Source organism: Sciscionella sediminilitoris (assembly GCF_000737195.2).
GTDB lineage: Bacteria > Actinomycetota > Actinomycetes > Mycobacteriales > Pseudonocardiaceae > Sciscionella > Sciscionella sediminilitoris.
Window position 1 is genome coordinate 137,538 of sequence record NZ_JALM01000017.1, and the last position, 24,394, is coordinate 161,931.

A 24,394-nucleotide genomic window follows, 5' to 3' on the forward strand; every position below is an offset into this window, starting at 1 on the left:
TGGTTGTGACCTCCGGAACCGATCGCGACATGATCGACGCGCTGATCGAGGCCATCTCGGCCCCGCACGACGCCGGGACGCTCGAAGCCAAGGCGCTCAGCTATCGCATGCGCCGCATCGCACACCATCTGGAAACCCGGATACGGCGCGAACTCGCCCCGCAGGGCATCGAACTGTGGGAACTGGAGATGCTGGCCTGCCTGCGCAGGGCCGATCCCGACTGCCGGCTCAGCGCCGGTGAGCTGATGCGGCAGCTGCAGCTGACCTCGGGCGCGGTCACCAACCGGGTGTCCCGCCTCACCGCGAAAGGATGGGTCACGCGCGAGGTGGACGAGGCCGACCGGCGCAGCGTGAGTGTCGTGCTCACCGAAGAGGGACGGGCCCGCGCCAAGGCGGTGTTCGGCGGGAAGACCGAGACCGAGCGCGAGGTCTTCTCCCCACTCAGCCGGGAACAACAACACCGGATCAACGAGGACCTGCGCACCCTGCTGCTCGCGCTGGAGGGCCCCGTGGCATGAGCCGCCCCGGGCCGACCGTGCCCGGCGCCACACGGAGCCGCACCACACCGGCTCGCTGTTGCGGGGATCTCACCACCCGGTCTAGCCTCGATATGCGCAGGGTATCGGGATATTGCTGTCGTAGGACATCGTGGTGTCATTGCCGTAGGATCGCGTAGCGCGTGCACCGCGTATTCGCACCGGGAGCGCAACGATGAGCTCACTGACCACCCCGACGAAGACCGCCGGAGTCGCGCTGAAGCAGGCGGGCAAGGCCGCCGACGAGCTGGATGCCCGCCTGCGGTTCGCGGCGGGCATCCGCCGCCAGTTGAACAAGGTCTTCCCCACGCACTGGTCGTTCATGCTCGGGGAAATAGCGCTGTACTCGTTCATCGTGCTGCTGCTTTCCGGCACGTATCTGGCGCTGTTCTTCGACCCCTCGATGCAGGAGGTCACCTACAACGGCTCGTTCGCGAATCTGCGCGGTGTGGAGATGTCGCGGGCCTACGAGTCCACCCTGAACATCAGCTTCGATGTGCGCGGCGGGCTGTTCGTGCGGCAGCTGCACCACTGGGCGGCACTGTTGTTCGTGGCGGCGATGGTGGCGCACCTGTGCCGGATCTTCTTCACCGGCGCGTTCCGCAGGCCACGCGAGACGAACTGGTTCGTGGGCGCGTTGCTTCTCGTGCTCGGAATGTTCGAGGGCTACTTCGGCTACGGCCTCCCCGACGATCTGCTCTCCGGAATCGGCATCCGGGCGGCCATGTCCGGCGGAATTCTCAGCGTTCCACTGATCGGCACCTGGATTCACTGGCTGATCTTCGGTTCGGAATTCCCGGGAAACGAGCTCATTCCCCGGCTCTATACCATTCACATCCTCATTCTTCCGGGAATTCTTCTCGGCCTGATCGCGGTACACCTCGCCGTGGTCTGGTATCAGAAACACACCCAGTTCCCCGGAGTGCGCCGCAAGGAGAGCAACGTGGTCGGCGTGCGCATCATGCCGGTGTTCGCCGCGAAAGCCGGGGCCTTCTTCGCGGTCGTGCTCGGACTGCTCGCCGTGATCAGCGGGATCTTCCAGATCAACCCGATCTGGAATCTCGGCCCGTATTCGACCGGGAAAGTATCCGCCGGGGTACAACCGGACTGGTACATGGGCTGGACCGACGGGCTGATCAGGTTGTGGCCGGACTGGGAGATCTATCTCGGCAGTTACACGGTTCCCGCGGTTTTCTTCCCGCTCATGGCCTTCGGTGTGATCATCACGCTGACGATCATGTATCCGGTCATCGAACGCAAATTCAGCAAGGACACCGCACACCACAACGTGCTGCAGCGGCCGCGGGATGTTCCGGTACGGACCGGGCTCGGGGCGCTCGCCCTCACGTTCTACGCGGTGATGTTCATTTCCTGCGCGAACGACATCATCGCCTTCAAGTTCGACATCTCGCTGAACGCGATGACCTGGGGCGGGCGCATCCTGCTGCTGATCGGTCCGCCGATCGCCTACTACGTGACCTATCGGATCTGCCTCGGCCTGCAGCGCTCCGACCGCGCGATACTCGAGCACGGGATCGAGACCGGGATCATCAAACGGTTGCCGCACGGCGAGTTCATCGAGGTGCACCAGCCACTGGGCGGAACCGATGAGCACGGGCACGCGATCCCGCTCGAATACCAGGGCGCCTCGGTTCCCAAGAAGATGAACGAGCTCGGCTACACCGGTCGCGGAATGTCCGGGATCTGGCGTGCGGCCGACCCGCCCGAGGAGATCGAGGCACTCGAGAAAGCACGGCAGGATCAGCACGAACCGCACTGAGCGGTCAGCGCTGCGCCGGCGGCCTCCTGCGCAGTGCGGCATCCGCGAGATGCGGTGGTGTGTAGTCGGTGTCCCCGGGATTGAGGTCCGTCGCCGGCGCCACGATCGCATCGATCCGGTCGAGCACCTCGTCGGTCAGCTGGATCTCCGCCGCGGCGAGCAGATCGTCGAGCTGGGCACCGGTTCGCGGCCCGAGGATCACCGAGGACACATCCGCGTGGCTCGCGGCGAAGGCGAGCGCGAGATGGGTCAGCGAGATCCCGCTATCCGTGGCGAGGGCGAGCAGTCGTTCCACCGCTTCGAGCTTGCGCCGGTTCCCGGGAAGGTCCAGATCGAACTTGTGCGCGATCAGTTCCCGGAATCCGCTGATCTCGATCCGCTCATCGCGAATGCGGCCGGTGAGCCATCCGCTGTTGAGCGGGCTCCAGGTGAGCACCCCGAGGCCGTATTCGCGCGCCGTGGGCAACACATCGCGTTCGATCCCGCGCACGAAGATCGAATAGGGCGGCTGCTCGCTGCGGAACGGGATGTGGTTGCGCTCGTGTGCCACCCATTGGGCTCGCACCAGCTGCGCGGCGGAGAAATCCGAGGAACCGATCGCCATGATCTTGCCCGCCCGCACGAGATCGGAGAGCACCGAAAGGGTTTCGTCGATATCGGTGTCCGGGTCCGGGCGGTGGATCTGGTACAGGTCGATCCGGTCCGTACCGAGCCTGCGCAGGCTGTTCTCCACGGCCCTGGTGATCCAGCGGCGGGAATTCCCACTGCTGTTCGGGTCCTCTCCCATCGGAAAATGTCCCTTGGTGGCCAGCACGACGTCATCGCGCCTGCCCCGGATCGCCGCGCCGACGAGCCGTTCCGCTTCCCCGCCCGAGTACATGTCCGCGGTGTCCACGAGGTTGATACCGGCGTCGAGCGCGGTGTTGATCAACCTGCCGACCTCAGCGGGTTCATTGTTGCCCCACGGCCCGAAATGCATCGTGCCCAGCGCGTACTTGCTCACCGAGATCCCGGTCTTGCCGAGGTTCCTGCGCAGCATGATCCCCACTTTTCTTTGCAGAACTTTCTTTGCAGAACTATTTCCGTAATCGGGCGGGCTCGGTGTTCCGCCGCCCGGTCAGCCGCGGCGCTGTAGCTCGGCCGTGCGCGCCGAGACCGGCGCACCCTCGCAGTCCAGCCCGGCCTCGATCAGCTCGCCGTAATGCCCGATCTTGTGCTCCACCGTGGCAAGATCCGCCCGCAACTGCGCCATCTGATCCAGGATCCGGTCCCGCTGCTCGGTGAGCAGGGTCATCCGCTTCCCATGCGTGGACGCACCCCGGCGCACCAGATCCACGAATTCCCGCACCCTGGCCACCGGCATCCCGGTGCGCCGGAGACAGACGATCAGCCGGACGAAGCCCACCTCCGCCGCCGAGTACCGGCGCCGGCCATCGCTGCCCCGGTGCACCGGAGGCACCAGCCCCGCACGCTCATACCAGCGCAGGGTCTCCATGCTCAGCCCCGTCTGCTCCGCGACATCCCGGATACCGAACATCGCCGCCTGCCCGTTCCCAGCCATGCGGCAACCGTAGGCGTTGGAGCCCACTCCAAGACAACAATGCAGGTCACAGCCACACGTTCGGCGCGATGCTTGATATCCGGTCAAGTGGAGACCCGATACTGCCCGTATGACTCCATCGACCCCGAATCCGCCGGAGAGCACCGAGGCCACCGCGATCCGAGCTATCGTCACGGACCTGGAAACAGCCTTGAACACCGCCGACGCCGAGCTGATGAGCACCCACTTCACCGCCAACGCCATCGTGATCGAGGCGAACGGAACCGTGCTCTCCGGGCGCGCCGAGCTGCACGAGCGATACCGGCGCGGCTTCGCGGCCGAGCTGCACGGGATGCGCGCCCGCTATACGCCCGCCGAGCCGATCTTCCTTCGCCCCGATGTCGCACTCGTGCACCAGCGCGCACACGCGGTCGATGCCGACGGCGAACCGCTCGAGCTCGACCACACCATGATCACGTCATATGTCCTTGTCAATCAGGAGGGCCGCTGGTGGATCCGGGCACGCCAGGACACGCTCGCGCCAGCCTGAACGATCACACAGTCGCCGCAGGGGGTCCGAGCCGAGCTACTTCCCGCCCCGGACCCGCCGGAACTGCGAGCGGACCCAGCCCCAGAAACGACGGCGTATCTCATCGGAACGCTGGAGCCGATCCCCGTCGAGCCCGGACTCCATTTGCTGCTGCTGAACGAACCGTTTCGCGCTCTCCTCATTCCGGGTATTGACCCACGAACTTCCGCCTCCACCGAGGTACACCGAAACCACCTATTCCCAGATCCCTGGTCAACGGTCCATCACGAACGAAATCGACGATGACGCGCGCTCAGCGTGGCGCGGAGTAGGGATCCGAACCACGCGCGCGGAAACGGGCGATCATGCGGCTCCACCACGACCCGCGCGCCTGCCGGACACGGTCGATCTCCGCCTTCCGCGAAGCCTGCTCCGACGAGACCCGCTCGTTCGGCCGCACATGCCGCTCACCGCGGCGACCCGAGACCTGATGAAACTGTCCTGACCCGTAGAACATCATCGCCTCCCAGATTGGAACCAGTCATTTTACTATGAACAGCAAAGCGAATCGAACTTCACAATCCGCCCGAACCACGTTCGAAGAGCCGGTGCGCGACCAGCACGGACAAGAGCACCCCGGCGGCCACGCGATCCCGGTCCCCTCAGATCGGCCATTCGCATTAGGGTGCCGCTATGAGTGAAGACTGCCTGTTCTGCTCGATCGTCTCCGGGGACATCCCGGCGACGGTGGTGCACGAGACCGACGAGGTGCTGGCGTTCCGGGATCTGAACCCGCAGGCGCCGACGCATGTGCTGGTCATCCCGAAGGCGCACTATGCCAATGCGGCGGAGCTGGCGGAGGCGGAGCCGTCGGTGGCCGCTTCGCTGCTGACGGCGGCCAAGGAGGTCGCGGTGCTCGAGGGCATCGCGAAGAGCGGTTACCGGCTGGTGTTCAACACGGGCAAGGACGGGCAGCAGACGGTGTTCCACGTGCACTGCCATGTTCTCGGCGGCCGCGCGATGGTGTGGCCTCCCGGCTGAGCCCGCCGAACGCCGACCCCGCCGAGCGCTGGGCCTGCCCACCGGGCAACGGGGAACTCCCCGGCCCGTTCCTTCGTTGCACTCGGTGACTGCTGTTGATGTGCGCTGGAGGCCGCCGTGAACACCGCGATCGTGATTGTCGTGTTACTCGTCGTGGTGATCGCCGCTATCGTGCTGTTCACCAAGCGGGGCAACGACCGCAAGGCCGATGAGCTCGGCGATGCGAAGGCGGAGGCGCGGCGCTGGATCGAGCGGCTGGGCGGGCAGGTCTTCCAGCTGGAGGGCACGACGGAACCGGCGGCGAAGCAGGCGATCGCGGATGCCTCGGAGCGGTACACGGCGGCAGGTTCACAGATCGAGCAGGCGAGCACGACGCGGCAGTGCCAGCTGGCGACGCACACCGCGATGGAGGGCCTGTACTACGTGCGTGCGGCGCGTGAGGCGCTCGGCCTGGATCCGGGCCCGGAGCTGCCGGAGATGGACGGGCAGCGCGCGGCGGGCTCGGTGACCGAGAATCGCAAGGTTCAGGTGGAGGGCCATGACTACGCGGCCTCGCCGAACCCCGGCGAGGAGACGCCGCACTACTACCCCGGTGGCACGGTGGCCGGCCGCCCGGTGCCACGCGGCTGGTACTCGGAGCCGTGGTGGAAGCCCGCGCTGATCGGCGGCGCGTGGGGTGTGGGCTCGATGCTGTTGTTCGACTCGCTGTTCTCCGGCATGCACGGCTTCGGCGGCGGCTGGGACGCCGGTGGCTTCGACCCGGGAATGGGCGATATGGGCGGCGATTTCGGCGGTATGGACATGGGCATGGACGGCGGGGACTTCGGCGATTTCGGCGGCTTCGACCTCGGCGACTGGTGAGCCGCCCCGCCCGAGCACGCCCTGCCGTTCAGGACCGGCGCAGGAGCTCCGCGATCCGGGGCAGCGTGCGCGCGTCGATGGTGTGTCCGCCGGGATGATCGATCCGGGTGACCTCGGCCCCCGCGGCCCGCAGGTCCGCGACGAGCCGTGCGGTGTGCTCCGGAGTGGCCATGGGATCGGCGTGGCCGTTGACCACCGCCACACGCTTACCGCTCAGGTCCGCCTCGGGCGGCTGCCGGAAGGGCACCATCGCGGCGAGCAGCACGGCACCGGCCAGCCGCTCCGGCCTGCGCAGCAGCGTGGCCGAGGCGATGTTCGCGCCGTTGGAGAAGCCGATGGCGTACCAGGAACCGGGCGCGACACCGTAGTGCCGTTCCGCGGCCTCCAGGAACGCGGCGAGCTCGTCGACACGGGCACGCAGATCGTCCTCGTCGAACACGCCTTCGCGCAGCCGCCGGAAAAACCGCGGCATGCCGTTCTCCAGCACGGTGCCCCGGACCGAGAGCACCGGGGCCTCGGGCGCGAGCTGTTCGCGCAGTGCCAGCAGATCGTGCTCATTCCCGCCGGTGCCGTGCAGGAGCAGCAGCGGTGGTTGCCCGGTTTCCCCGGGCAACCACACGTGCGGGCGGTCCAGTACCGCGGTCATGCGGTCTCCCGTTCCGCGAATCCGGGGTTGTTCTCCTCCGGAACGGACAGGCTCGCCAGCTTGGCCTGGATCTGTTCGCGGGTCGGCTCCAGCCACGGCGGCAGCTTCAGCGCGCGGCCCAGCTCCAGCAGCGGCTCGTCGATCGCGAAACCCGGTTCATCGGTGGCGATCTCCAGCAGCGTGCCACCGGGCTCGTGAAAATAGATCGACCGGAAGTACTGCCGGTCCCGCACCTCGGTGACCTGCACACCCCGCTCGACGAGTTCTGCACGCCAGCGCAGCTGGGTCTGCTCATCCGGGGCCCGCCAGGCGACGTGGTGCACGGAGCCACCGGAGACCAGCCCATGCGGTGCGCGGGGATCCACCAGAATATCCACGAGCGCCCCCGGTCCGCCCTCGCCCGCGGCGAACCGCAACCGGTTGCCGTCCTGGCTCTGGGCGTGCAGGCCGAGCTCGGCCAGCATCGCGATGGTGCCGCCCTCATCGCCGGTGGACAGGGTCACCGAGTGCAGTCCACGGACTCCGTGCTCGGCCGGGATGATCCCGTTGTCCCACGGTGCACGCGGGTCGCCCTGGGGGTGCGCGACCAGGGCGAGTTCGAGTCCGTCCGGATCGTGGAAGGTCAGCGCTGCCTCCCCGTCGCGTTCGGTGACCTCGCTGACCTCGGTGCCGAGCTCACGCAGATGATCCCGCCACCAGCCGATCGAGGCGGCAGGTACCGAGAACGCCGTGGTCGTGGCCTGGCCGTTGCCGTGAATACCGGGCGCCACCTTGCCGAACGGGAAGAAGGTCAGCAGCGTGCCCGGCTGTCCCTGCTCATCCCCGTAATAGAGGTGATAGACGTCCGGCGCGTCGAAGTTCACGGTGGTCTTGACCAGCCGGAGCCCGAGGGTGCGCAGGTAGAAGTCCGCGTTCGCCTGCGGGTTCCCGGCGATCGCCGTGACGTGGTGCAGGCCGCTGGTCGCGAGTGTCATCGGTCCTTTTCGAATCGGGCGGGCCGGTCAGTTCTGCTTGATCGCGGAGAGTTCGAACTCGAGCACGATCTTGTCACTGACAAGTACTCCCCCGGTCTCCAGCGCTGCGTTCCAGGTGATGCCGAAGTCCTTGCGGTTGATGGTGGTGGAGCCCTCGAAACCGATCCGGCTGTTCCCGAACGGGTCGGTGGCCTGGCCCTCGAAGGACAGCGGGACGGTCACCGAACGGGTCACGCCCTTGATGGTCAGATCACCGGTCACCTCGAAGGTGTCCTGCTCGGTCCAGGTGATCTCGGTGGACCGGAAGGTGATCTCCGGGTACTCCTCCATGGCCAGGAAGTCGTTGCTGCGCAGGTGCGCGTCCCGGTCCGGGTTGCGGGTGTCAATGCTGTTCGCCGCGATCGCCAGTGCCGCCGAGGAGTTCGCCGGGTTCTCGCCGTCCACGCGTGCGGTGCCCTCGAACTCGTTGAACGCGCCGCGCACCTTGGTCACCATCGCGTGCCGCGCGACGAAACCAAGGCGGCTGTGCGCGGGGTCGATCGTGTACTCGCCGGTCAGCTGCGTGTAGTCGCTCGCCGTGGTCATCTCGGTACCTCCAATTAGTTGACGTGTCATATTGATACTGACTCCAACATAGGTGATGTGTCAACTATTCCGGTAGACTGGATTCCGTGACGCGATGGCTCAGCGATGACGAACGACGTGCCTGGCGGGGCTACCTGGACATGAACGCGCAGCTCAGCGCGCACCTGCACCGCCAGCTGCAGGCGGACTCCGGACTGTCCCTCGCCGATTTCGACGTACTCGTCCAGCTCACCGACCGCACCGAACCGCGGATGCGCGTCGGAGAGCTGGCCGATGCGCTGCAATGGGAGAAGAGCCGTCTCTCCCACCATCTGGCCCGGATGAACAAGCGCGGGCTCATCGCGCGTGAGGACTGCCCGGACGACGCCCGCGGCGCCTTCATCGTGCTCACCGAGAAGGGCAGGCAGGCGATCGAACAGGCGGCGCCCGCGCACGTGGACACCGTGCGGGACCTGGTCTTCGATCACCTCAGCGCCGAGGAGGTAGCGGCGCTGGCCGCGATCAGCGCGCGGGTGCTCGGCAGGCTGGGGCGCGGCGGACCGGAACCGGCATGAGCGGAAGAGGACGTGCCCCATGGACCCGCCAGGACTGATCCGGTTCCGCACCGGTGATCTGCCGCGCGCGCACCGGCTCGCGGCCTGGGAGGAGCACAACGCCCGCTCGCTGCTCGGACTGCGCGCCCGCGCGCTGGACGACCGGCCGTTCGAGGGCACCGAGCTGAATCTGCGCCTGCCGCGGCTGGGCCTGGCCAGGGTCAGCGGTTCGCCGCACGTGGTGCGCCGGGATCCGGACCAGATCGCACGCCACCCGGCCGAGGGGATCGTCGTGTACTTCGCCCTGGCCGGCGAGGGACGGTTCCGCGACCGCGAGGGCACCTGGGTGCTGCACCCCGGCCAGGCGCTGGTGTGCGATGCCGACCGGCCGTTTCGGCGCGGTTTCCCGCACGGGCTCACCGAACTGGTGCTCACGGCACCACGGACCGCGCTGCGCGAAACGGCGGGACGGTGCGCGCCTGCCGGTCCGCGGGTCTTCGGTTTCCGGGACGGCGTGGGGAAGGCGCTCGCTTCGGCGGTGACGGGCGCACTCGCGGGCCACGGCGACTGGGAGACGCTGGAGAGCACGGTGCTCGGCCTGCTCGCGGGGTTGCTCGGGGCACCGGCCACCGATCGGCTCGCCGCTGCGCGCGCCTATATCGACGCGCACTTGCACGAACCGGAGCTGTCCGCGAGCCGGATCGCCGCGGCGGCAGGTTATTCCGAACGGCAGCTGTCCCGGTTGTTCGCCGAGTCCGGGCAGAGCGTGCCGCAGGCGGTGCTGGCCGCGCGGCTGGACGCGGCCCGGAGCGCGTTGACCGACCGGAACCGGGCGCGAACCCCGATCGCCGAGCTCGCCACCCGGCACGGTTTCGCCTCCCCGGCGCACTTCTCGCGCAGTTACCGGGCCAGGTTCGGCAGTTCACCGCTGCGCGACCGCGCGCGCCGGTGATTTTTGCCTGGATCCGCCATCCCGGAGCATCGTGGTTCCCGGGCCGCACGGAACCTGTCACGGTGCTCCCGAGCTACCGGCGACGTGGCCGGTCCGGAAAAAGGAGGCCTCCGGCATGGTCGAGACGGATGTGCTGATCGTCGGTTCGGGGCCCGCGGGTGCTTCGGCGGCGCTTTTCCTGTCCACACTGGGCATTCCGAACATCATGGTCACCAAATACCGCTGGACGGCGAACACGCCCCGCGCGCACATCACCAACCAGCGCACCATGGAGATTTTCCGCGACCTCGGGATCGAGGATCAGGTACTCGCCGAGGCAACACCGCATCGGCTGATCGGCGACACGGTGTTCTGTACCTCCTTGGCGGGCGAGGAGATCGGCCGGATCCTGGCCTGGGGTACCCATCCGGCCCGGCATGCCGACTACGAGCTGGCCTCGCCCTCGCTGAACTGTGACATCCCGCAGAACCATCTGGAACCGATCCTGGTCCGCAATGCCACGACGCGGGGCACCCATACCCGGTTCAGCACCGAATACCTCGGGCACAGCCAGGACGCGGACGGCGTGGATGTGCGGGTGCGCGACCGGCTCTCCGGCGCCGAATACACCATCCGCGCGAAGTACCTGATCGGCGCGGACGGCGCCCGGTCCGCCGTGGCCGCGGATCTCGGGCTGCCGTACGAGGGCGAGATGGACATCGCGGGTTCGATGAACATCACGTTCACCGCGGACCTGACCCGGCTCTGCGGGCACCGTCCCTCCGCGCTGTACTGGGTCATCCAGCCCGGGGCCGAGATCGGCGGCATCGGAGCAGGACTGGTGCGCATGGTCCGGCCGTGGAACGAATGGCTGATCGTCTGGGGATTCGACATCGAGCAGGGTGTTCCCGAGGTGAGCGAGCAGGACGCCCTGAAGATCGTGCGCGATCTCGTCGGTGAACCCGAACTGCGCGCCGAGATCACCGGGATCTCGTTGTGGGGCAACAACGAGCAGTACGCCACGCGGCTGCACCGGGGCCGGGTCTTCTGCGCCGGGGACGCCGTGCACAAGCACCCGCCGAGCAACGGACTCGGTTCCAACACCTCCATTCAGGACTCCTACAACCTGGCCTGGAAGCTCGCCGCCGTGCTCGGCGCACAGGCGGGTACCGGGCTGCTGGACACCTACTCCGCCGAGCGCGCCCCGGTCGCCCGGCAGATCGTGGCGCGGGCCAACAAATCGGCCCGGGAGTTCGGCGCGCTGTTCACCGCGCTCGGCCTGGACGGGGCCGAGACCGAGGACCAGTCGCGCGCGGCCATCGCCGAACGCAAGCAGGACAGCGCCGCCGGTGCCGCCAAACGCGCCGCCGTGCGCGAAGCCATGGCGCTGAAGAACTACGAGTTCAACGCGCACGGCGTGGAACTGGGCCAGTGCTACGTTTCCACCGCCGTGCTCGCCGACGGCACCACTCGGCCCGAACCGAGCCGCGATCCGGAGCTGTACTACGAGCCGTCCACCTATCCAGGAGCACGGTTGCCGCACGTGTGGGTCGGCGACAGCGCACGGCGGTACTCGACACACGATCTCGCCGCCTACGGCCGGTTCACCCTCCTCACCGGGATCACCGGCCAGGCATGGGAATCCGCCGCGCCGCGGGTGGCCGAGCGCCTCGGCATACCGCTGACCGCCGTGGTGATCGGGCCGGGCCGCGCGGTCACCGATCTCTACTTCGACTGGGCACGGATGTGCGGTGTCGCCGAGGACGGCGCCGTACTGGTGCGCCCGGACAAACACATCGGCTGGCGCTGTGCCGCGCTGCCCGCCGATCCCGAAGCCGCGCTCGACGGCGCGCTCACGGCCATCCTGAACCGAGGAGATGAGCTATGAAACCGGAATTCGATCACGTCACGCTCGGCCAGCGGGTGCGGTTCGGCACCGGCAAGGTCGCGGAGCACCTGGCCGAGGAAGTCGCCAGGCTCGGTGCGGAACGGGTGCTGCTGCTGGCTTCCGCGGACCAGCCTGCCGAACGGGTGAGCGCGGCCATCCAGGTGGCCGGGCGCTGCACGGAGATCGCCCCGCACGTCCCGGTCCCGAACGCCGAACGGGCCAGGGCACAGGCCGCCGAAACGGGCGCCGACCTGCTGGTGAGTGTGGGCGGCGGTTCGGCGACTGGGCTGGCGAAGGCCGTCGCGCTGACCACCGGGCTGCCGATCATCGCCGTACCCACCACCTACGCGGGTTCCGAGGCGACCAACGTGTGGGGCCTGACCGAGTCCTCCCGCAAGACAACCGGCGTTGACGAGCGGGTGCTGCCCGGCACCGTCATCTACGACGCCGCGCTCACCCGGTCCCTGCCGGTCGAGCTTTCCGTGGCCTCCGGGTGCAATGCGCTCGCGCACTGCGTGGACGCGCTGTGGGCCCCGCGCATCGATCCGATCGATCAGGCGCTCGCGGGCGAAGCCATCCGCGCACTGGCCGCCGGGCTGCGGCTGATCCGGGCCGATCCCACCGGTATGGAAGGGCGCGAGCGCACCCTCTACGGCGCCTATCTCGCCGCCGTGGCGTTCACCTCCGCCGGTTCCGGGCTGCACCACAAGATCTGTCATGTCCTCGGGGGCGCTTACGACCTGCCGCACGCGCGCACGCACACCGCGGTGCTGCCGTACGTGCTGGCCTTCAACGCACCGGCGGCACCGGAGGCCGCGAACCGGATCGCCGCGGCACTCGATGCCGAGGACCCGGTCACCGGATTGTCCGCGCTCTACACCGATCTCGGCGCCACGCACACACTGCGCTCGGTGGGTCTCGAGAAGTCCGCGATTCCCGAGGCCGCGCGGCTGATCCTGGACGCGGTGCCGCCCGGCAATCCGCGCCCGGTCACCGAGGAGAACCTGACCGCCCTGCTCACCTCCGCCTGGGAGGGCCGGGATCCCGCGGAGCCTTCGCCCGGGAAGCAGCAGCGCGTCGAGCAGCGGCTGACCGGGGAAGTACTGGCCTCGTTCGAGGACACCCCGGATCCGCGGCTGCGGGAGCTGATGCGCTCGCTGACCGGGCACCTGCACGCGTTCATCCGGGAAACCCGGCTCACCGAACAGGAATGGCAGCGGGGCATCGATTTCCTGACCGCCGCAGGGCACATCACCGACGACAAACGCCAGGAATTCATCCTGCTCTCCGATGTGCTCGGCGCCTCGATGCAGACCATCGCGGTCAACAACGAGGCCTACCGGGACGCGACCGAAGCCACCGTGTTCGGCCCGTTCTTCGTCGAGGACTCGCCACTGATCGGCAACGGCGGGGACATCGCCGCGGACGCCTCCGGCACACCTTGCTGGGTCCAGGGCACCGTGCGCGACACCGAGGGAAATCCCGTCCCCGGAGCACGCATCGAGGTCTGGGAGGCCGACGAGACCGGACACTACGACGTGCAGTACCCGGACGGCCGGGTCACCGGTCGCGGGCACCTGTTCGCCGAGGACGACGGGAGCTTCCGGTTCTGGTGCCGCACCCCGACCCCGTACCCGATTCCGCACGACGGGCCGGTCGGCGCGCTCCTCGATGCCGTGCACCGCTCCCCCGTGCGCGCCGCCCACCTGCACTTCATGGTCTCCGCCGAGCGGTTCCGCACCCTGGTGACCCACATCTTCGTGCGCGCGGATCCACAGCTGGCCATCGGCGACGCCGTCTTCGGGGTCAAGGACTCGCTCATCAAGGACTTCACCGAACAGCCCGCGGGAACACCTGGCCCGGACGGCCGGGACCTCGGGAAGCGCCCCTGGCACAGGGCGCGGTTCGACATCGTCCTGGCACCCGCCCGCTGACGGGAGGGTGTGACACTGCATGTTGGCCATATTTGTGGCATGAGCGTAGGGTTAAAGCCTACGGAGGTGACACTTATGCCCCATACGCCCGCGCGAGTGCCACCGGAACTACTCCACGGTTCCTCGCGGGTACTCCGCCCCCGTGATGCCACCGGAGTGTATGCGCATCCGCGCCCCGAGTTCGCCCGGCTCGAACGGGCCGGCGCCCTGCACCGGTTGGCGACCGGGTATTACGTCCCCGTTCCCGACGACCAGCTCGGCCGCGACTGGCGCCCCGAGCTGGAGGCGGTCGCGCTGGGGATCGCCGTGGCCGACGAGGGCACCGCCTCGGTCGCACTGATGGGGCTATCCGCTGCTCGCGTGCACACGGCCATCCCACGCGGGCTGGCTATCGCGGTGGTAGCGACCAGCCGCCACCGTCCGCCCCTGCATCTGGCCGACCGGGATGCGATGGTTCTGTTCGCACGTCGCCGAGTCAGCTCCCTGGACGTGCAGCACCACACCGGTGAACTCGGCCAGGGATGGATCACCACGATCGAGCAGACCACACTCGATCTCGTTGCCCGGCCGACGCTGGGCGGGCTTCCCGATCAGGCCTTGAACGCCGCGCACGCCTTGCTCGCCCGCTGTGACCGGGACCTGTTGAACGAACTCGCCGTTACACAGCGCCGTCAAGCCAGTCTCTCCCGCCTCTACTCCGTAGCATGAATCATGCTCGATCCCAACGAAGCGGCCGCCATCGCCGAAGAATTCGGCGTCGCCCGCACACAAGTGCGCCGCGACCACCTGATCTCCCATCTACTCGCCGCGGTCAGTGAACACCTGCCCGGCGAGGTCCTGTTCTTCGGTGGAACCGCCTTGTCCCGCACCTTCGCCCCGCACGGCCGACTGTCCGAGGACATCGACCTGATCGCACACGGAAACCGTAGCCGTACAGCGAAGGCTCTCGACACCATCCTGCTCCGCGCCACCCGGCGCGAGTACCCGGGGCTGCGCTGGCAGCCCGCGCTCTCGGCGGTCAGCAACTCCACACCCGCCGTACTCGTCGCACCGGACGGCACGAGCGTGCGTATCCAGTTGCTCAGCCCGACCGGCTACCCTCCCTGGCCAGTCGAACCACAGGCAATCACGCAACGCTACAGCGACACCCCACCGGCCACCCTGAATGTACCCACCGCGCCGGCCTTCACCGCCTGGAAAACCGTCGCCTGGACACAACGTGCCGCTTCCCGCGACCTCTACGATCTCTGGCTGCTGGCCCGCCTCGGCCTCATCACCGCCGATGCCGCCGAACTCTTCAAACGCTTCGGCCCCACGAACAGGCCACCGGCCGACACACTGTTCACCGATGCGCCCGAGGAACCCACATGGACGCGCGAACTCGCCGGGCAAACCCGCCTGAACGTCACCGCCACCGCAGCACTGAATGAGGTACGCCAAGCATGGAGCACCGCTACTCAAGCACGCAGCGGACAGATCTGAACGGCTAACCCGCCTGGCAGCTCGGGCACCAGTAGAGATTGCGCCCGGCCAGCTCCGCCATCGCCACCGAGGTACCGCACACATGGCAGGGCATCCCCGCCCTGCGGTAGACGTACACCTCTCCCCCGTGCCGATCCTTGCGCGGCGCGCGACCGGCCACCCGCGGATCGTGCTCGGGCCGCACGGTGTCGATCCGCCCGACCCGAACCCCGTCCCGCATCAGCGCGACCAGGTCGGCCCACAGCACCGACCACAGCTCCCCGTCGATCTCCCGGCCGGGCCGATACGGCGGAATCCCGTGCCGGAACAACAGCTCGGCCCGGTACACGTTCCCGACCCCGGCGAGCACGCTCTGGTCCATGAGCAGCGCGGCGATGCTGGTCTTGGAGCGGGCGATCCGCGCGTGCGCGAGTTCGGGCTTGGCGTCCTTGCGCAGCGGGTCCGGGCCGAGCCTGGCGAGCATCCGGTCCACGGCGAGGACGTTGAGCAGTTCGCATTTGGTCGGCCCGCGCAGGTCGGTGGTGTGGGTCTCACCGGTCAGCCGCATCCGCACCTTGCCGACGGGTTCGGGCGCGGGGTTCTCGAGTTCGGTGAAGGCACCGTAGAGGCCGAGGTGCACGTGCACGATGCGCCGGTCGTCGTACCGGTGGAACAGGTGCTTGCCGTAGGCCTCGGCCCGCTGCAGCACCATGCCGTCGATGGACTCGGCCTCGAGCGCGAACCGTCCCTGCGGGCTGGAGACGGTGACCGGCTTGCGGGCGTAGCGGCGCTGGTGCAGCTTCGCGAGCCGGTGCAGGGTGTGCCCCTCGGGCATGGTTACGGCAGCCTTGGCGGCTCGCCGCTCGATTCGTACTCGGAGAGCATCGCGATCCGGCGCTTGTGCCGTTCCCCGTCGGAGAACGGTGTCGCCAGGAAGGCCTCGGCGATCGCGATGGCTTCCTCGGTGCTGTGCATCCGGGCGCCGATCCCGGCCACCTGGGCGTTGTTGTGCTCGCGGGCGAGACTCGCGGTCTCGGTGCTCCAGGCGAGCGCGGCACGGGCCCCGGGCACCTTGTTCGCGGCGATCTGCTCGCCGTTCCCGGAGCCGCCGATGACGATACCGAGGCTGCCCTCGTCGGCGACGGTGCGCCGCGCGGTCTCCACGCAGAACGGCGGGTAGTCGTCGTCCGGGTCGTAGGCGGCGGGCCCGACATCCACGACGTCGTGCCCAGCCTTGCTCAGGTGGGCGATCAGCTCGCCTTTGAGTTCGTATCCAGCGTGATCGGAACCAAGGTAAACGCGCACGGCCAAAAGTCTGTCACCTCCTGTTCCGCGGCTGCATTAGGGTCGCCCGCATGGAGGATTACCACCGTCAGCTCGACCATCCGGTTCGCTGTGATTGGGGCCCGGAAGGGCTCGACGCGCTCGCCGATTGCGCGGTGCTGATCATCGTCGACGTCCTCTCCTTCTCCACCTCGACCACGATCGTCACCGAGCGGGGTTCCTCGGTGCTTCCGCTGCGGATGACCGACGAGGGCGAGTTCGACGCGGCCCGGGCACGCGGTGCGGTGCTCGCCGGGGACCGGTCCTGGACACTGCGCCCGTCCTCGCTCACCGGTATGGAGCAGGGGGTGCTGCTCGGGCTGCCTTCGCCGAACGGTGCCACGCTGTGCACCCTCGCGGCGGGCACCGGGGCCACGGTGCTGATCGGGAGCCTGCGCAATGCGAGCGCGGTGGCCGCGGCCGCCGCACGGCACGGCGGGCCGATCGGGGTGCTCGCGGCGGGTGAACGCTGGGGCAGCCGCTCCGGACCGCTGCGCGTCGCGGTGGAGGATCAGCTCGGCGCGGGTGCGATCGTCAGCGCGCTCGAATCCGCCCGCTCCCCCGAGGCCGAACTGGCCGCTGCCGGGTTCGCCGCGTCGCGGCCCCGGCTCGCCCCGGTGCTGCGGGACTGTGTCTCCGGGCGGGAACTGATCACCAAGGGGCACCCCGGGGATGTGGAGCTGGCGGCCGAACACGATGTGACCGGGGTGGTCCCGGAACTGCGGGACGGGATCCTCGCGCCGCAGCGGGTGCCGGGCCTTGCTTGACCGGTGGGTGGAGCTCGCGGCGGGTGTCTGGGTGGTGCGCAACCGCGAGCTCGACCTGAACCTCGGCTTCGTGCTCGGTTCCCGCTCCGGTCTGGTGGTGGACACCGGTTTCGGTGCGGCGCACGGGGCGGCGTTCGCCGAGGCGATCCGGGAGCGCACCCCGCTGCCGCTGTCCGTGGTGCTCACCCACGCCCATTTCGACCACGTGCTCGGCACCTCGGCGTTCCCGGGCGCCGAGGTGTACGCGCATCCGGTGTGCGCGGCACGACTGGCCGAGATCACTGTTCACGACCGAGAACAGTGGTCACAGGAGTGTCCGGCGTTCACCGAGGAGATCACCGTTTCCCCGGTCGTGCCGCCGACCCACCCGACCGCGGACCACACGCTCGACCTCGGCGGGCGCACGGCGCGGCTGCTGCATCCGGGCCGCGGGCACACCGGAGGCGACCTGATCGTGCACATCCCGGACGCGGCCTGCGTGTTCGCCGGGGACCTCGTCGAACAGGGCGCCGAACCGCAGGCGGGCGAGGACGCGTTCCCCGCCGAGTGGCCCGCCAGCCTGGAGCGCCTGCTCGCGCTGCACCCGAAGGTCGTGGTCCCCGGTCACGGTGAACCGGTGGCCCCCGCCTTCGTGGCCGCTCAGCGCGAATCGCTCACAGCTGGATGGACTTGACCTCGGTGAACTCCTCGAGCCCGTAGCGCCCGAGTTCCCTGCCGATGCCGGACTGCCGGTACCCGCCGAACGGGGCGACCGGGTTGAACGCGCCGCCGTTCACGTCGACCTGTCCGGTGCGCAGCCGCCGCGCGAAGGCCAGTGCCCGGTCCGGATCGGCGGAGGACACTCCCCCGGCGAGTCCGTAGACGGTGGCGTTCGCGATACGTGCCGCGTCCTCCTCGTCCGCGTAGGGCATGATCGACAGCGCCGGTCCGAAGATCTCCTCGTTGGCGATGGTCATCTCCGGGCGCACCCCGGCGAAGATGGTGGGCGCGACATAGGCGCCGCGGTCCGGCAGCCCCTCGGCCTCGGCACCGCCGAGCACCACGTCCGCCCCTTCGCTGGCCCCGGTGCGGTAGTAGCCGAGCACCCGCTCGCGCTGCGCGGCCGAGGACATCGGGCCGACGCGGGTTCCCGGATCGGTCGGGTCACCGACGGCGTACTTCGCGGCCGCGGCGACGGCGAGTTCCACGATCTCGTCGTGCCGCGCGGCGGGCACCAGCATCCTGGTGAGCGCGGTGCAGGTCTGGCCGCCGTTGATGTAGCAGTTCGCCAGCCCCAGCTTGACCGCCTTGCCGAAGTCGGCGTCGTCGAGCAGCACGTTCGCCGATTTCCCGCCCAGTTCCAGGGCGACCTTCTTCACCGTGTCCGCGGCCGACTTGGCCACCAGTTTGCCCGCGCGGGTGGATCCGGTGAACGAGATCATGTCGATGCCCTCGTGCGCGGACAGCGCCGCGCCCACCACGTCCCCGGTGCCGTGCACCAGGTTGAACACGCCGGCGGGAAGGCCGATCCGGTCCAGGATGTCGGCGAAGATCCCCGCCGAGAGCGGGGCGATCTCCGAGGGCTTGAGCACCACGGTGTTGCCCGCGACGAGCGCGGGGGCCACCTTGTTGACCACCTGGTGCAGCGGGTAGTTCCACGGGGTGATCGCGCCGACCACGCCGACCGGTTCCCGCACCACCAGCGAGTTGCCGATCCGCTCCTCGAAGGCGTATCCGGCCTCGAGCAGGTCCGCGAGGCCCGCCGAGGTCGATGCGGGCAGACCGGCCTGCACCTTCTGCGCGAAGGTGATCGGCGAACCCATCTCGGCGGTGATGGTCGCGGCGATCTCGGAACCGCGCGCGCCGAGCTCCCCGGCCAGCGCGCGCACCACGGCGATCCGGTCGGCGAGCGGGGTGTCGGCCCAGGCCGGTTGCGCCGCGGCTGCCGCGGCCACCGCGTCGTCCACATCGGCGCGCGTCCCGGCCGGGACCGAGGCGATGACCTCTTCGGTCGCCGGGTTCACGACCTCGATGCGTTCGCTGCCACCGCGCTGCTGCCCGGCGATGACGTGCTCGGTACTTGTCGTGACTGGCGCGGCCATGGGGCTTCCTCCCGGTGGGCGGTGACTCGACTGATCACCGCCCACCTTGCCACATTCCCCGGAGTCAGAAATGCAGCGCGGGAAGCAGCGAGCGGTGCTCCTCGGCCGTGCGCTTCTGTGCTTCCGCGTTCTCCGGCTGTGGATCGGGCAGCGGGGCGCAGGTCACGTCCGACTGGCGGCCCGGTTTGCGGTCCGGGAGCTTGCCGGTGGCCAGATAGTCCGCGATCCGGTCGTCCACGCAGGCGTTGCCGTAGAGCGAATCGGCGTGCGCGGTCCCGCCCGGTTCCCCGATCAGCCGGGCACCCGGGTAGCGGGAACGGACCTCGAGGCTGCCCTCGAACGGGGTGGCCGCGTCCAGGGTCTCCCCGATGAGCAGCGCGCTCTTGGTCTTCGACCCGTCCACCTGCACCGGTTTGCCCGCTTTGGCCGGCCAATTCAGGCAGGGGGCGTTGTACCAGGTGTTCGACCAGGCGTTGAACGGCGCGGTGGCGTGGATCCGCCAGGCATCGGCCCGCCACTTGCCATACGAACGCGGCCACTGGATGTCGGTGCACTGCACCGCGTTGTACACCGCGTAGTTGTTCTCGCTGTCCGGTTCGGTGGTCGGGCCGAACTCGGAGATCAGCGGTTCCGCGTCACCCTTGTTCACCCAGGCCGAGAAGGCGTCCGCCAGTTCGGTCCACACCACCCGGTAGTACCCGGCGCTCTGGAAGATGTCGGTCCACTCGGCCGGGCCGATCTTGCCCCCAGCGGGCGCGCGCTTGAGCCGGTCCCGCTGCTGATACCACTGCGCATGCACGGCTTGTTTGGTCTTGCCGAGGTGGTAGACATCGTCGTGCTTGGCCAGCCACTCGAACCAGATCCCCAGATTGCGGTCGAAGGCGTACTCCTGGTTCAGGTTGGCCTGGTACCAGATGTTGCGCGGGTCCACATTGGAGTCGAGCACCATGCGCCGCATCCGGTCCGGGTGCAGCGTGCTGTACACCTGGCCGAGGTAGGTGCCGTAGGAGAAGCCGAGGAAGTTGATCTGCTCGGCGCCGAGCGCGGTGCGGATCGCTTCCATATCGGAGACCGAGTCGGTGGTCTTCATGTGCTCGAGCAGTTTTCCGCCGTTGCGCCCGCAGGCCTTGGCGTAGTCGTGCTTGTGCTTGCGCCAGTACTGTTCGATTCCCGGCCGGTCGGGTGTGTAGTCGGGCCGGTTGAACCCGGTTTCCTTCGGATCGCAGGAGAGTTTCGGCGTGGACTCGCCGACCCCGCGCGGGTCGAAGCCGATCCAGTCGTAGGCCTTGCCCACCCCGTTCGGCACCTTCTTGCCCTGGGTGGCCATCCGCAGCCCGGCCCCACCCGGACCACCCGGGTTGACCAGCATGACGCCCTGATAGGCCGAATCCGGCACGGTGTGCTTGATCCGCGAGACGGCGATCGACACCGTGCCCGCGCCGGGATCGGCCGGATCGAGCGGCGCCTTCACCGTGCCGCACTGCGCGCCCGCCTTCTGCAGATCGGCCGACGCGCACTTACCCCAGTCGATCCCGTCCTGGTGCTGTGCCGCGGCCGCGGGCGTGACGGTGAGTGCCGCACCGAGCAGCAGCCCGCACGCGAGCGTGGCGGTCCCGGTCTTGTTCATCGCTGTTCCCTGCCCATGTGTTCTGCCCAGCCCCTGCGTGAGTAGTCCTGTGTGATCGCAAGACCTTAACCGAGATTCTTGATCCGGGCATAGTTTTCACGGATAACTGATTCGGACTTACCCGTGAAGGTGGCCGCGGGCTCGCGAACATCCCATTGTGGTGGGCATTCGGCACCGGAGAGTGTCCACGCGGCCTGCCGCGCGGCGCCGAGCGCGACGTACTGCGCCGGCCGCGGCACCGTGACCGGGAGCCCGAACACGCTCGGCGCGATCCGCCGGACCGCCTCGGAGGCGGCACCGCCGCCGATGAGCAGCAGTCGCTTCGGCGTGATTCCCTGCTCCCGCAAGGGTTCGATGCCATCGGCCAGTCCGCAGAGCATGCCCTCCACCGCGGCACGGGCGAGGTTTCCCGGACCGGCGTTGGCCGTGGTGAGCCCGGCGAACATCCCGCTGGCGTCCGGCCGGTTGGGGGTGCGTTCCCCGTCCAGATAGGGCAGCAGCGTCATCCCGCCCGCACCCGGTTCCGCGCCGAGTGCCAGTTCGTCGAACTCCGCACGGTCCGCGCGCAGTAACCCGGCGGTCGCGTCGAGTACCCGCGCCGCGTTCAGCGTGCACACTAAGGGAAGGTAGCCACCGGCGGCGTCGGCGAACCCGGCGACGAATCCGCCCGGGTCCCCACTCGGCTCGCTCCCGATCGCGAAGACCGTCCCGGATGTACCGACCGAGACGACGACCTCACCCTCGGCGAGATCCATACCGAGCGCGGCTCCCATGTTGTCCCCGGTCCCCGGGGCGAGCAGGATGCCGTCCGGGGTCTCCCCCACCGGTTCGTTCGGCGCGGCGATCCTGGGCAGTTCCGGAACCGAGCCGAAGGCGAGCTCCACCAGATCGGTGCGGTAGTCCGGTTGCCACGGCGCGAAGTACCCGCTTCCCGAGGCATCACCGCGATCGGTGGCCGGGCGCTGCCTGCGACCGCCGAGCCGCCAGGTCAGCCAGTCGTGCGGCAGCATCACCCCGGCCACCCGGCGCGCGTTCTCCGGCTCGTGTTCGGCGAGCCAGCGCAGCTTGGTGATGGTGAACGAGGCCGGCGGCACCGAACCGATGGCTTCGGCCCAGCGCTGTGGCCCGCCGAGCTCCCCGATGAGTTCGGCGGCCGCTCGCGCGGAGCGGGTGTCGTTCCACAGCAAGGCATCGCGTACGACCTCGCCCTGCTCGTCCACGGCGACCATGCCGTGCTGCTGACCGGCGACCGCGAGCGCGCGCACCCCGTCCAGCAGGCCGTCCGCGGCCTTGCCGAACGCGGCGAGCCAGGCGTCCGGCGGGCATTCGGTTCCCGGCGGATGCGGTGCACTCGCCTCGCGGACCACCGCGCCGGTCTCGGCGTCACAAACGACGATCTTCGTTGACTGGGTGGAGGAATCCACCCCCGCGACGAGTTCGGTCATGCGGGGAAGCCTAATGCCTGGAAGAACCGGCGCGGGTCAGGGAACGACCTGGATCTTGCGCCCCGCCCCGGCCCGGAACCGTTCGATGGCGCCGTCGTAGCGCTCGAGCGGCAGCCGGTCGGAGATCATCGTGTCCGCATCGATCACCCCGGAGGCGAACAGTTCGACCGCGCGCCCGTAGGAATGCAGCACGGCCATGCTCCCGACGATGGTGATCTCGTTGTTGTAGACCGCGAACGGGGAAACCTTGGCCATCGCCTCCCCCGCGGCCACCCCGAACTGCTGGAACACCCCGCCTGGTTTGACCCGGCGGATCGCGTCCTCGATCGCGGGCACCGCGCCGGTGCAGTCGATCACCACATCCCAGCCGCGCGGGTGCGCATCGGCCAGTTCATCGGCACTGGCCGCGGTGGCGCTCGCCCCGAGGGCCGCCGCGGTGCTCAGCCGTTCGGCGTTCAGATCGACCACGGAGACCGAGATCGCGCCGCCGAGCGGGGCCAGCTGGGCCATCAACAGCCCCATCGTGCCCGCGCCGTAGATCAGGTAGTGCGAGCCCAGTTCCCGCGGAAGCAGGTCGAATCCGTGCACCGCACAGGAAAGCGGCTCGATCAGCGAGGCCTGGTCGAGCCGTACGGACTCGGGCAGCCGGTAGCAGTTGCGCACCGGGACCCGCACGTACTGCGCCATCGCCCCGTCCACGGTGTCCCCGATGGCGTTCCAGTTCAGGCACAGATTTCCCTTGCCCACCACGCAGTTCGCGCACTCGCCACAGAACAGCGAGGGATCGCAGGCCACCGCGTCCCCCTCGGCGAACTCGGTCACCGCGGAACCGAGCGCCACGATCCGCCCGGCGAACTCGTGCCCGGGCACCAGCGGATACGGCGCGAGCGGGAACTCCCCGTCGAGAATGTGCACATCCGTACCGCAGATCCCGCAGGAGTCGACCTCGACGATCACATCCCTCGGTCCCGGTGTCGGATCATCCACAGTGGACACCGCGGTCTTGGACGGTGTCTCGATCACCAATGCACGCAACTAAACGCTCTCCCTATTTCACGGCGCCCATGGAAAGTCCACGGACCAGTTGCTTCTGCGCGAACCACCCCGCGAGCAGGACCGGAATCGAGGCGAGCGTGGCCGCGGCTGCCAACCGTGCCCAGTATGCCCCTTCCGAGGTGATGAACGAGACCAGGAACACCGGCATGGTGGAGGCCCGGATCGTGGTGAGATTGAGCGCGAAGAAGAATTCGTTCCAGGTGAAGATCACACATATCAGTGCGGTCGCCGCGATTCCCGGGGCCACCACCGGAAGCAGCACGTGCCGGATCTCCTGCCCGAGCTTGGCCCCGTCCATCCGCGCGGCCTCGAGCATTTCCGGTGGCACCTCGAGGAAGAACGAGCGCATCATCCAGACCGCGATGGGCAGGTTCATCCCGGTGTAGAGCACGACGAGGGTCCAGATGTTGTCCAGCCCGGAAATGCTGCGCGCCGCCAGATAGATGGGAATGATCGCGGCGACGACCGGGAGCATTTTGGTGGAGATGAAAAAGAACAGCGCGTTCTGCACCTTGCGCACCGCGTAGATCGACAACGCGTAGGCGGCGGGAACCGCGAGCACCAGCACGAGCGCGGTGGAGACCACGGTGGCCAGCAGCGAGTTCACCAGATACGGGCCGATCCCCGAGGAGAACACCGAGGCGTACTGCTCGAAAACCGGCTTGAACACCAGATGCGGGGTGGTGGAATAGGCGTCGGCCTCGGTCTTGAACGAGGTGAGCACCATCCACAGCACCGGGAAGAAGAACAGGATCCCGATGATCCAGGCACCGATCGCCCAGATCGAGGTGCCGAGTTTTCCCTTGCGGCGTACCGCGATCTCGCTCATCGCACTCGCTCCCCGGGGGAGCTCGGC

At 68.6% G+C, this 24,394-nt stretch carries 25 protein-coding genes; 13 read left to right on the forward strand and 12 right to left on the reverse strand.

Features of this window, described 5'->3' with window-relative positions; translation table 11 throughout:
* Positions 1-5 precede the first annotated feature (5 nt).
* The gene (locus tag AD72_RS09200; RefSeq protein ID WP_231644767.1) at positions 6-518 is read left to right on the forward strand and encodes a MarR family winged helix-turn-helix transcriptional regulator; all 513 of its coding nucleotides are present in this window, start codon (positions 6-8) and stop codon (positions 516-518) included.
* Positions 519-711: 193 nt separating this feature from the next.
* Positions 712-2,316 carry a cytochrome bc1 complex cytochrome b subunit gene (gene qcrB, locus AD72_RS09205; RefSeq protein ID WP_031466013.1) on the forward strand — a complete coding sequence of 535 codons (1,605 nt, stop codon included), beginning with the start codon at positions 712-714 and terminating at the stop codon, positions 2,314-2,316.
* Positions 2,317-2,320: 4 nt separating this feature from the next.
* On the opposite strand, the gene AD72_RS09210 is transcribed toward qcrB, so the two are convergent.
* Positions 2,321-3,355: an aldo/keto reductase gene (locus tag AD72_RS09210; protein WP_031466014.1), complete on the reverse strand. Its 1,035-nt coding sequence runs from the start codon at positions 3,353-3,355 to the stop codon at positions 2,321-2,323.
* A 78-nt stretch (positions 3,356-3,433) separates the two neighbouring features.
* A complete protein-coding gene (locus tag AD72_RS09215) occupies positions 3,434-3,877 on the reverse strand; it encodes a MerR family transcriptional regulator (RefSeq protein ID WP_031466015.1) in 444 nt (147 codons plus the stop codon).
* A 109-nt stretch (positions 3,878-3,986) separates the two neighbouring features.
* Between AD72_RS09215 and AD72_RS09220 the strand changes: the two genes are divergently transcribed.
* From AD72_RS09220 to AD72_RS09235, 3 genes are all read left to right on the forward strand, one after another.
* Complete coding sequence (locus AD72_RS09220; RefSeq protein WP_031466016.1) at positions 3,987-4,406, forward strand: SgcJ/EcaC family oxidoreductase; 420 nt, start codon at positions 3,987-3,989, stop codon at positions 4,404-4,406.
* A 672-nt stretch (positions 4,407-5,078) separates the two neighbouring features.
* On the forward strand, positions 5,079-5,426 hold the full coding sequence (locus AD72_RS09230) for a histidine triad nucleotide-binding protein (protein ID WP_031466019.1): 348 nt from the start codon (positions 5,079-5,081) through the stop codon (positions 5,424-5,426).
* 117 nt (positions 5,427-5,543) lie between these two features.
* Positions 5,544-6,287 (forward strand): hypothetical protein, encoded by a 744-nt coding sequence (locus AD72_RS09235; RefSeq protein WP_031466020.1) that lies wholly within the window; start codon positions 5,544-5,546, stop codon positions 6,285-6,287.
* Between the two features lie 28 nt (positions 6,288-6,315).
* Here the strand turns inward: AD72_RS09235 and AD72_RS09240 are convergent, their stop codons facing one another.
* Genes AD72_RS09240 through AD72_RS09250 form a run of 3 tightly spaced genes read right to left on the reverse strand, consistent with a single transcriptional unit; the run spans position 6,316 to position 8,492 of the window.
* A complete protein-coding gene (locus AD72_RS09240) occupies positions 6,316-6,933 on the reverse strand; it encodes an alpha/beta hydrolase (RefSeq protein ID WP_031466021.1) in 618 nt (205 codons plus the stop codon).
* A complete protein-coding gene (locus AD72_RS09245) occupies positions 6,930-7,907 on the reverse strand; it encodes a ring-cleaving dioxygenase (protein ID WP_031466022.1) in 978 nt (325 codons plus the stop codon). Before AD72_RS09245 ends, AD72_RS09240 begins: the two co-directional genes overlap by 4 nt.
* Before the next feature lie 27 nt (positions 7,908-7,934).
* Positions 7,935-8,492 (reverse strand): YceI family protein, encoded by a 558-nt coding sequence (locus AD72_RS09250; RefSeq protein ID WP_031466023.1) that lies wholly within the window; start codon positions 8,490-8,492, stop codon positions 7,935-7,937.
* Between the two features lie 86 nt (positions 8,493-8,578).
* Here AD72_RS09250 and AD72_RS09255 point away from each other — a divergent pair, with 86 nt between their 5' ends.
* The 6 genes from AD72_RS09255 (at position 8,579) to AD72_RS09285 (ending at position 15,260) form a co-directional block, all read left to right on the forward strand.
* Positions 8,579-9,046 (forward strand): MarR family winged helix-turn-helix transcriptional regulator, encoded by a 468-nt coding sequence (locus AD72_RS09255; RefSeq protein ID WP_031466024.1) that lies wholly within the window; start codon positions 8,579-8,581, stop codon positions 9,044-9,046.
* 19 nt (positions 9,047-9,065) lie between these two features.
* Positions 9,066-9,977, forward strand: coding sequence for an AraC family transcriptional regulator (locus AD72_RS09260; protein WP_031466025.1), 912 nt, complete (start codon positions 9,066-9,068; stop codon positions 9,975-9,977).
* A 115-nt stretch (positions 9,978-10,092) separates the two neighbouring features.
* A complete protein-coding gene (locus tag AD72_RS09265) occupies positions 10,093-11,844 on the forward strand; it encodes an FAD-dependent oxidoreductase (RefSeq protein WP_037345217.1) in 1,752 nt (583 codons plus the stop codon).
* Positions 11,841-13,778 carry a maleylacetate reductase and hydroxyquinol 1,2-dioxygenase domain-containing protein gene (locus AD72_RS37140; RefSeq protein ID WP_063890725.1) on the forward strand — a complete coding sequence of 646 codons (1,938 nt, stop codon included), beginning with the start codon at positions 11,841-11,843 and terminating at the stop codon, positions 13,776-13,778. The genes AD72_RS09265 and AD72_RS37140 overlap by 4 nt, the downstream gene beginning before the upstream one ends.
* A gap of 75 nt (positions 13,779-13,853) precedes the next feature.
* Positions 13,854-14,486 (forward strand): hypothetical protein, encoded by a 633-nt coding sequence (locus AD72_RS09280; protein WP_031466028.1) that lies wholly within the window; start codon positions 13,854-13,856, stop codon positions 14,484-14,486.
* Between the two features lie 3 nt (positions 14,487-14,489).
* Positions 14,490-15,260, forward strand: a complete 771-nt coding sequence (locus AD72_RS09285; protein ID WP_031466029.1) for a nucleotidyl transferase AbiEii/AbiGii toxin family protein — start codon at positions 14,490-14,492, stop codon at positions 15,258-15,260.
* A 4-nt stretch (positions 15,261-15,264) separates the two neighbouring features.
* Here AD72_RS09285 and AD72_RS09290 read toward each other — a convergent pair whose 3' ends face one another.
* A complete protein-coding gene (locus AD72_RS09290) occupies positions 15,265-16,074 on the reverse strand; it encodes an Fpg/Nei family DNA glycosylase (protein WP_031466030.1) in 810 nt (269 codons plus the stop codon).
* Positions 16,075-16,076: 2 nt separating this feature from the next.
* Positions 16,077-16,544, reverse strand: coding sequence for a ribose-5-phosphate isomerase (locus AD72_RS09295; RefSeq protein WP_031466031.1), 468 nt, complete (start codon positions 16,542-16,544; stop codon positions 16,077-16,079).
* Positions 16,545-16,594: 50 nt separating this feature from the next.
* Here AD72_RS09295 and AD72_RS09300 point away from each other — a divergent pair, with 50 nt between their 5' ends.
* Both AD72_RS09300 and AD72_RS09305 read left to right on the forward strand, forming a co-directional pair.
* On the forward strand, positions 16,595-17,329 hold the full coding sequence (locus AD72_RS09300) for a 2-phosphosulfolactate phosphatase (protein WP_031466032.1): 735 nt from the start codon (positions 16,595-16,597) through the stop codon (positions 17,327-17,329).
* Positions 17,322-18,002 (forward strand): MBL fold metallo-hydrolase, encoded by a 681-nt coding sequence (locus AD72_RS09305; protein WP_031466033.1) that lies wholly within the window; start codon positions 17,322-17,324, stop codon positions 18,000-18,002. The genes AD72_RS09300 and AD72_RS09305 overlap by 8 nt, the downstream gene beginning before the upstream one ends.
* Here AD72_RS09305 and AD72_RS09310 read toward each other — a convergent pair.
* From AD72_RS09310 to AD72_RS09330, 5 genes are all read right to left on the reverse strand, one after another.
* Positions 17,983-19,410, reverse strand: coding sequence for an aldehyde dehydrogenase family protein (locus AD72_RS09310; RefSeq protein WP_031466034.1), 1,428 nt, complete (start codon positions 19,408-19,410; stop codon positions 17,983-17,985). The two genes, AD72_RS09305 and AD72_RS09310, sit on opposite strands and share 20 nt — an antisense overlap.
* 64 nt (positions 19,411-19,474) lie before the next feature.
* Positions 19,475-21,037 (reverse strand): alpha/beta hydrolase, encoded by a 1,563-nt coding sequence (locus AD72_RS09315; protein ID WP_031466035.1) that lies wholly within the window; start codon positions 21,035-21,037, stop codon positions 19,475-19,477.
* A gap of 65 nt (positions 21,038-21,102) precedes the next feature.
* Entirely contained in the window at positions 21,103-22,482 is a 1,380-nt protein-coding gene (gene xylB / locus AD72_RS09320; protein WP_031466036.1) for a xylulokinase, read from the reverse strand.
* A 36-nt stretch (positions 22,483-22,518) separates the two neighbouring features.
* Positions 22,519-23,517 carry a zinc-dependent alcohol dehydrogenase family protein gene (locus AD72_RS09325; protein WP_031466037.1) on the reverse strand — a complete coding sequence of 333 codons (999 nt, stop codon included), beginning with the start codon at positions 23,515-23,517 and terminating at the stop codon, positions 22,519-22,521.
* Positions 23,518-23,530: 13 nt separating this feature from the next.
* On the reverse strand, positions 23,531-24,367 hold the full coding sequence (locus AD72_RS09330; protein WP_031466038.1) for a carbohydrate ABC transporter permease: 837 nt from the start codon (positions 24,365-24,367) through the stop codon (positions 23,531-23,533).
* Positions 24,368-24,394 lie beyond the last annotated feature (27 nt).

What these genes read in the sequence shown, in the direction of transcription:
- AD72_RS09230 (WP_031466019.1), top strand. Translation starts at nt 5,079, where the DNA reads ATGAGTGAAGACTGCCTGTTCTGCTCGATCGTCTCCGGGGACATCCCG.
- AD72_RS09240 (WP_031466021.1), bottom strand. Translation starts at nt 6,933, where the DNA reads ATGACCGCGGTACTGGACCGCCCGCACGTGTGGTTGCCCGGGGAAACC.
- AD72_RS09260 (WP_031466025.1), top strand. Translation starts at nt 9,066, where the DNA reads ATGGACCCGCCAGGACTGATCCGGTTCCGCACCGGTGATCTGCCGCGC.
- AD72_RS09290 (WP_031466030.1), bottom strand. Translation starts at nt 16,074, where the DNA reads ATGCCCGAGGGGCACACCCTGCACCGGCTCGCGAAGCTGCACCAGCGC.
- AD72_RS09215 (WP_031466015.1), bottom strand. Translation starts at nt 3,877, where the DNA reads ATGGCTGGGAACGGGCAGGCGGCGATGTTCGGTATCCGGGATGTCGCG.
- AD72_RS09280 (WP_031466028.1), top strand. Translation starts at nt 13,854, where the DNA reads ATGCCCCATACGCCCGCGCGAGTGCCACCGGAACTACTCCACGGTTCC.
- AD72_RS37140 (WP_063890725.1), top strand. Translation starts at nt 11,841, where the DNA reads ATGAAACCGGAATTCGATCACGTCACGCTCGGCCAGCGGGTGCGGTTC.
- qcrB (WP_031466013.1), top strand. Translation starts at nt 712, where the DNA reads ATGAGCTCACTGACCACCCCGACGAAGACCGCCGGAGTCGCGCTGAAG.
- AD72_RS09245 (WP_031466022.1), bottom strand. Translation starts at nt 7,907, where the DNA reads ATGACACTCGCGACCAGCGGCCTGCACCACGTCACGGCGATCGCCGGG.
- AD72_RS09250 (WP_031466023.1), bottom strand. Translation starts at nt 8,492, where the DNA reads ATGACCACGGCGAGCGACTACACGCAGCTGACCGGCGAGTACACGATC.
- AD72_RS09265 (WP_037345217.1), top strand. Translation starts at nt 10,093, where the DNA reads ATGGTCGAGACGGATGTGCTGATCGTCGGTTCGGGGCCCGCGGGTGCT.
- AD72_RS09310 (WP_031466034.1), bottom strand. Translation starts at nt 19,410, where the DNA reads ATGGCCGCGCCAGTCACGACAAGTACCGAGCACGTCATCGCCGGGCAG.
- AD72_RS09330 (WP_031466038.1), bottom strand. Translation starts at nt 24,367, where the DNA reads ATGAGCGAGATCGCGGTACGCCGCAAGGGAAAACTCGGCACCTCGATC.
- AD72_RS09300 (WP_031466032.1), top strand. Translation starts at nt 16,595, where the DNA reads ATGGAGGATTACCACCGTCAGCTCGACCATCCGGTTCGCTGTGATTGG.
- AD72_RS09210 (WP_031466014.1), bottom strand. Translation starts at nt 3,355, where the DNA reads ATGCTGCGCAGGAACCTCGGCAAGACCGGGATCTCGGTGAGCAAGTAC.
- AD72_RS09220 (WP_031466016.1), top strand. Translation starts at nt 3,987, where the DNA reads ATGACTCCATCGACCCCGAATCCGCCGGAGAGCACCGAGGCCACCGCG.
- xylB (WP_031466036.1), bottom strand. Translation starts at nt 22,482, where the DNA reads ATGACCGAACTCGTCGCGGGGGTGGATTCCTCCACCCAGTCAACGAAG.
- AD72_RS09285 (WP_031466029.1), top strand. Translation starts at nt 14,490, where the DNA reads ATGCTCGATCCCAACGAAGCGGCCGCCATCGCCGAAGAATTCGGCGTC.
- AD72_RS09315 (WP_031466035.1), bottom strand. Translation starts at nt 21,037, where the DNA reads ATGAACAAGACCGGGACCGCCACGCTCGCGTGCGGGCTGCTGCTCGGT.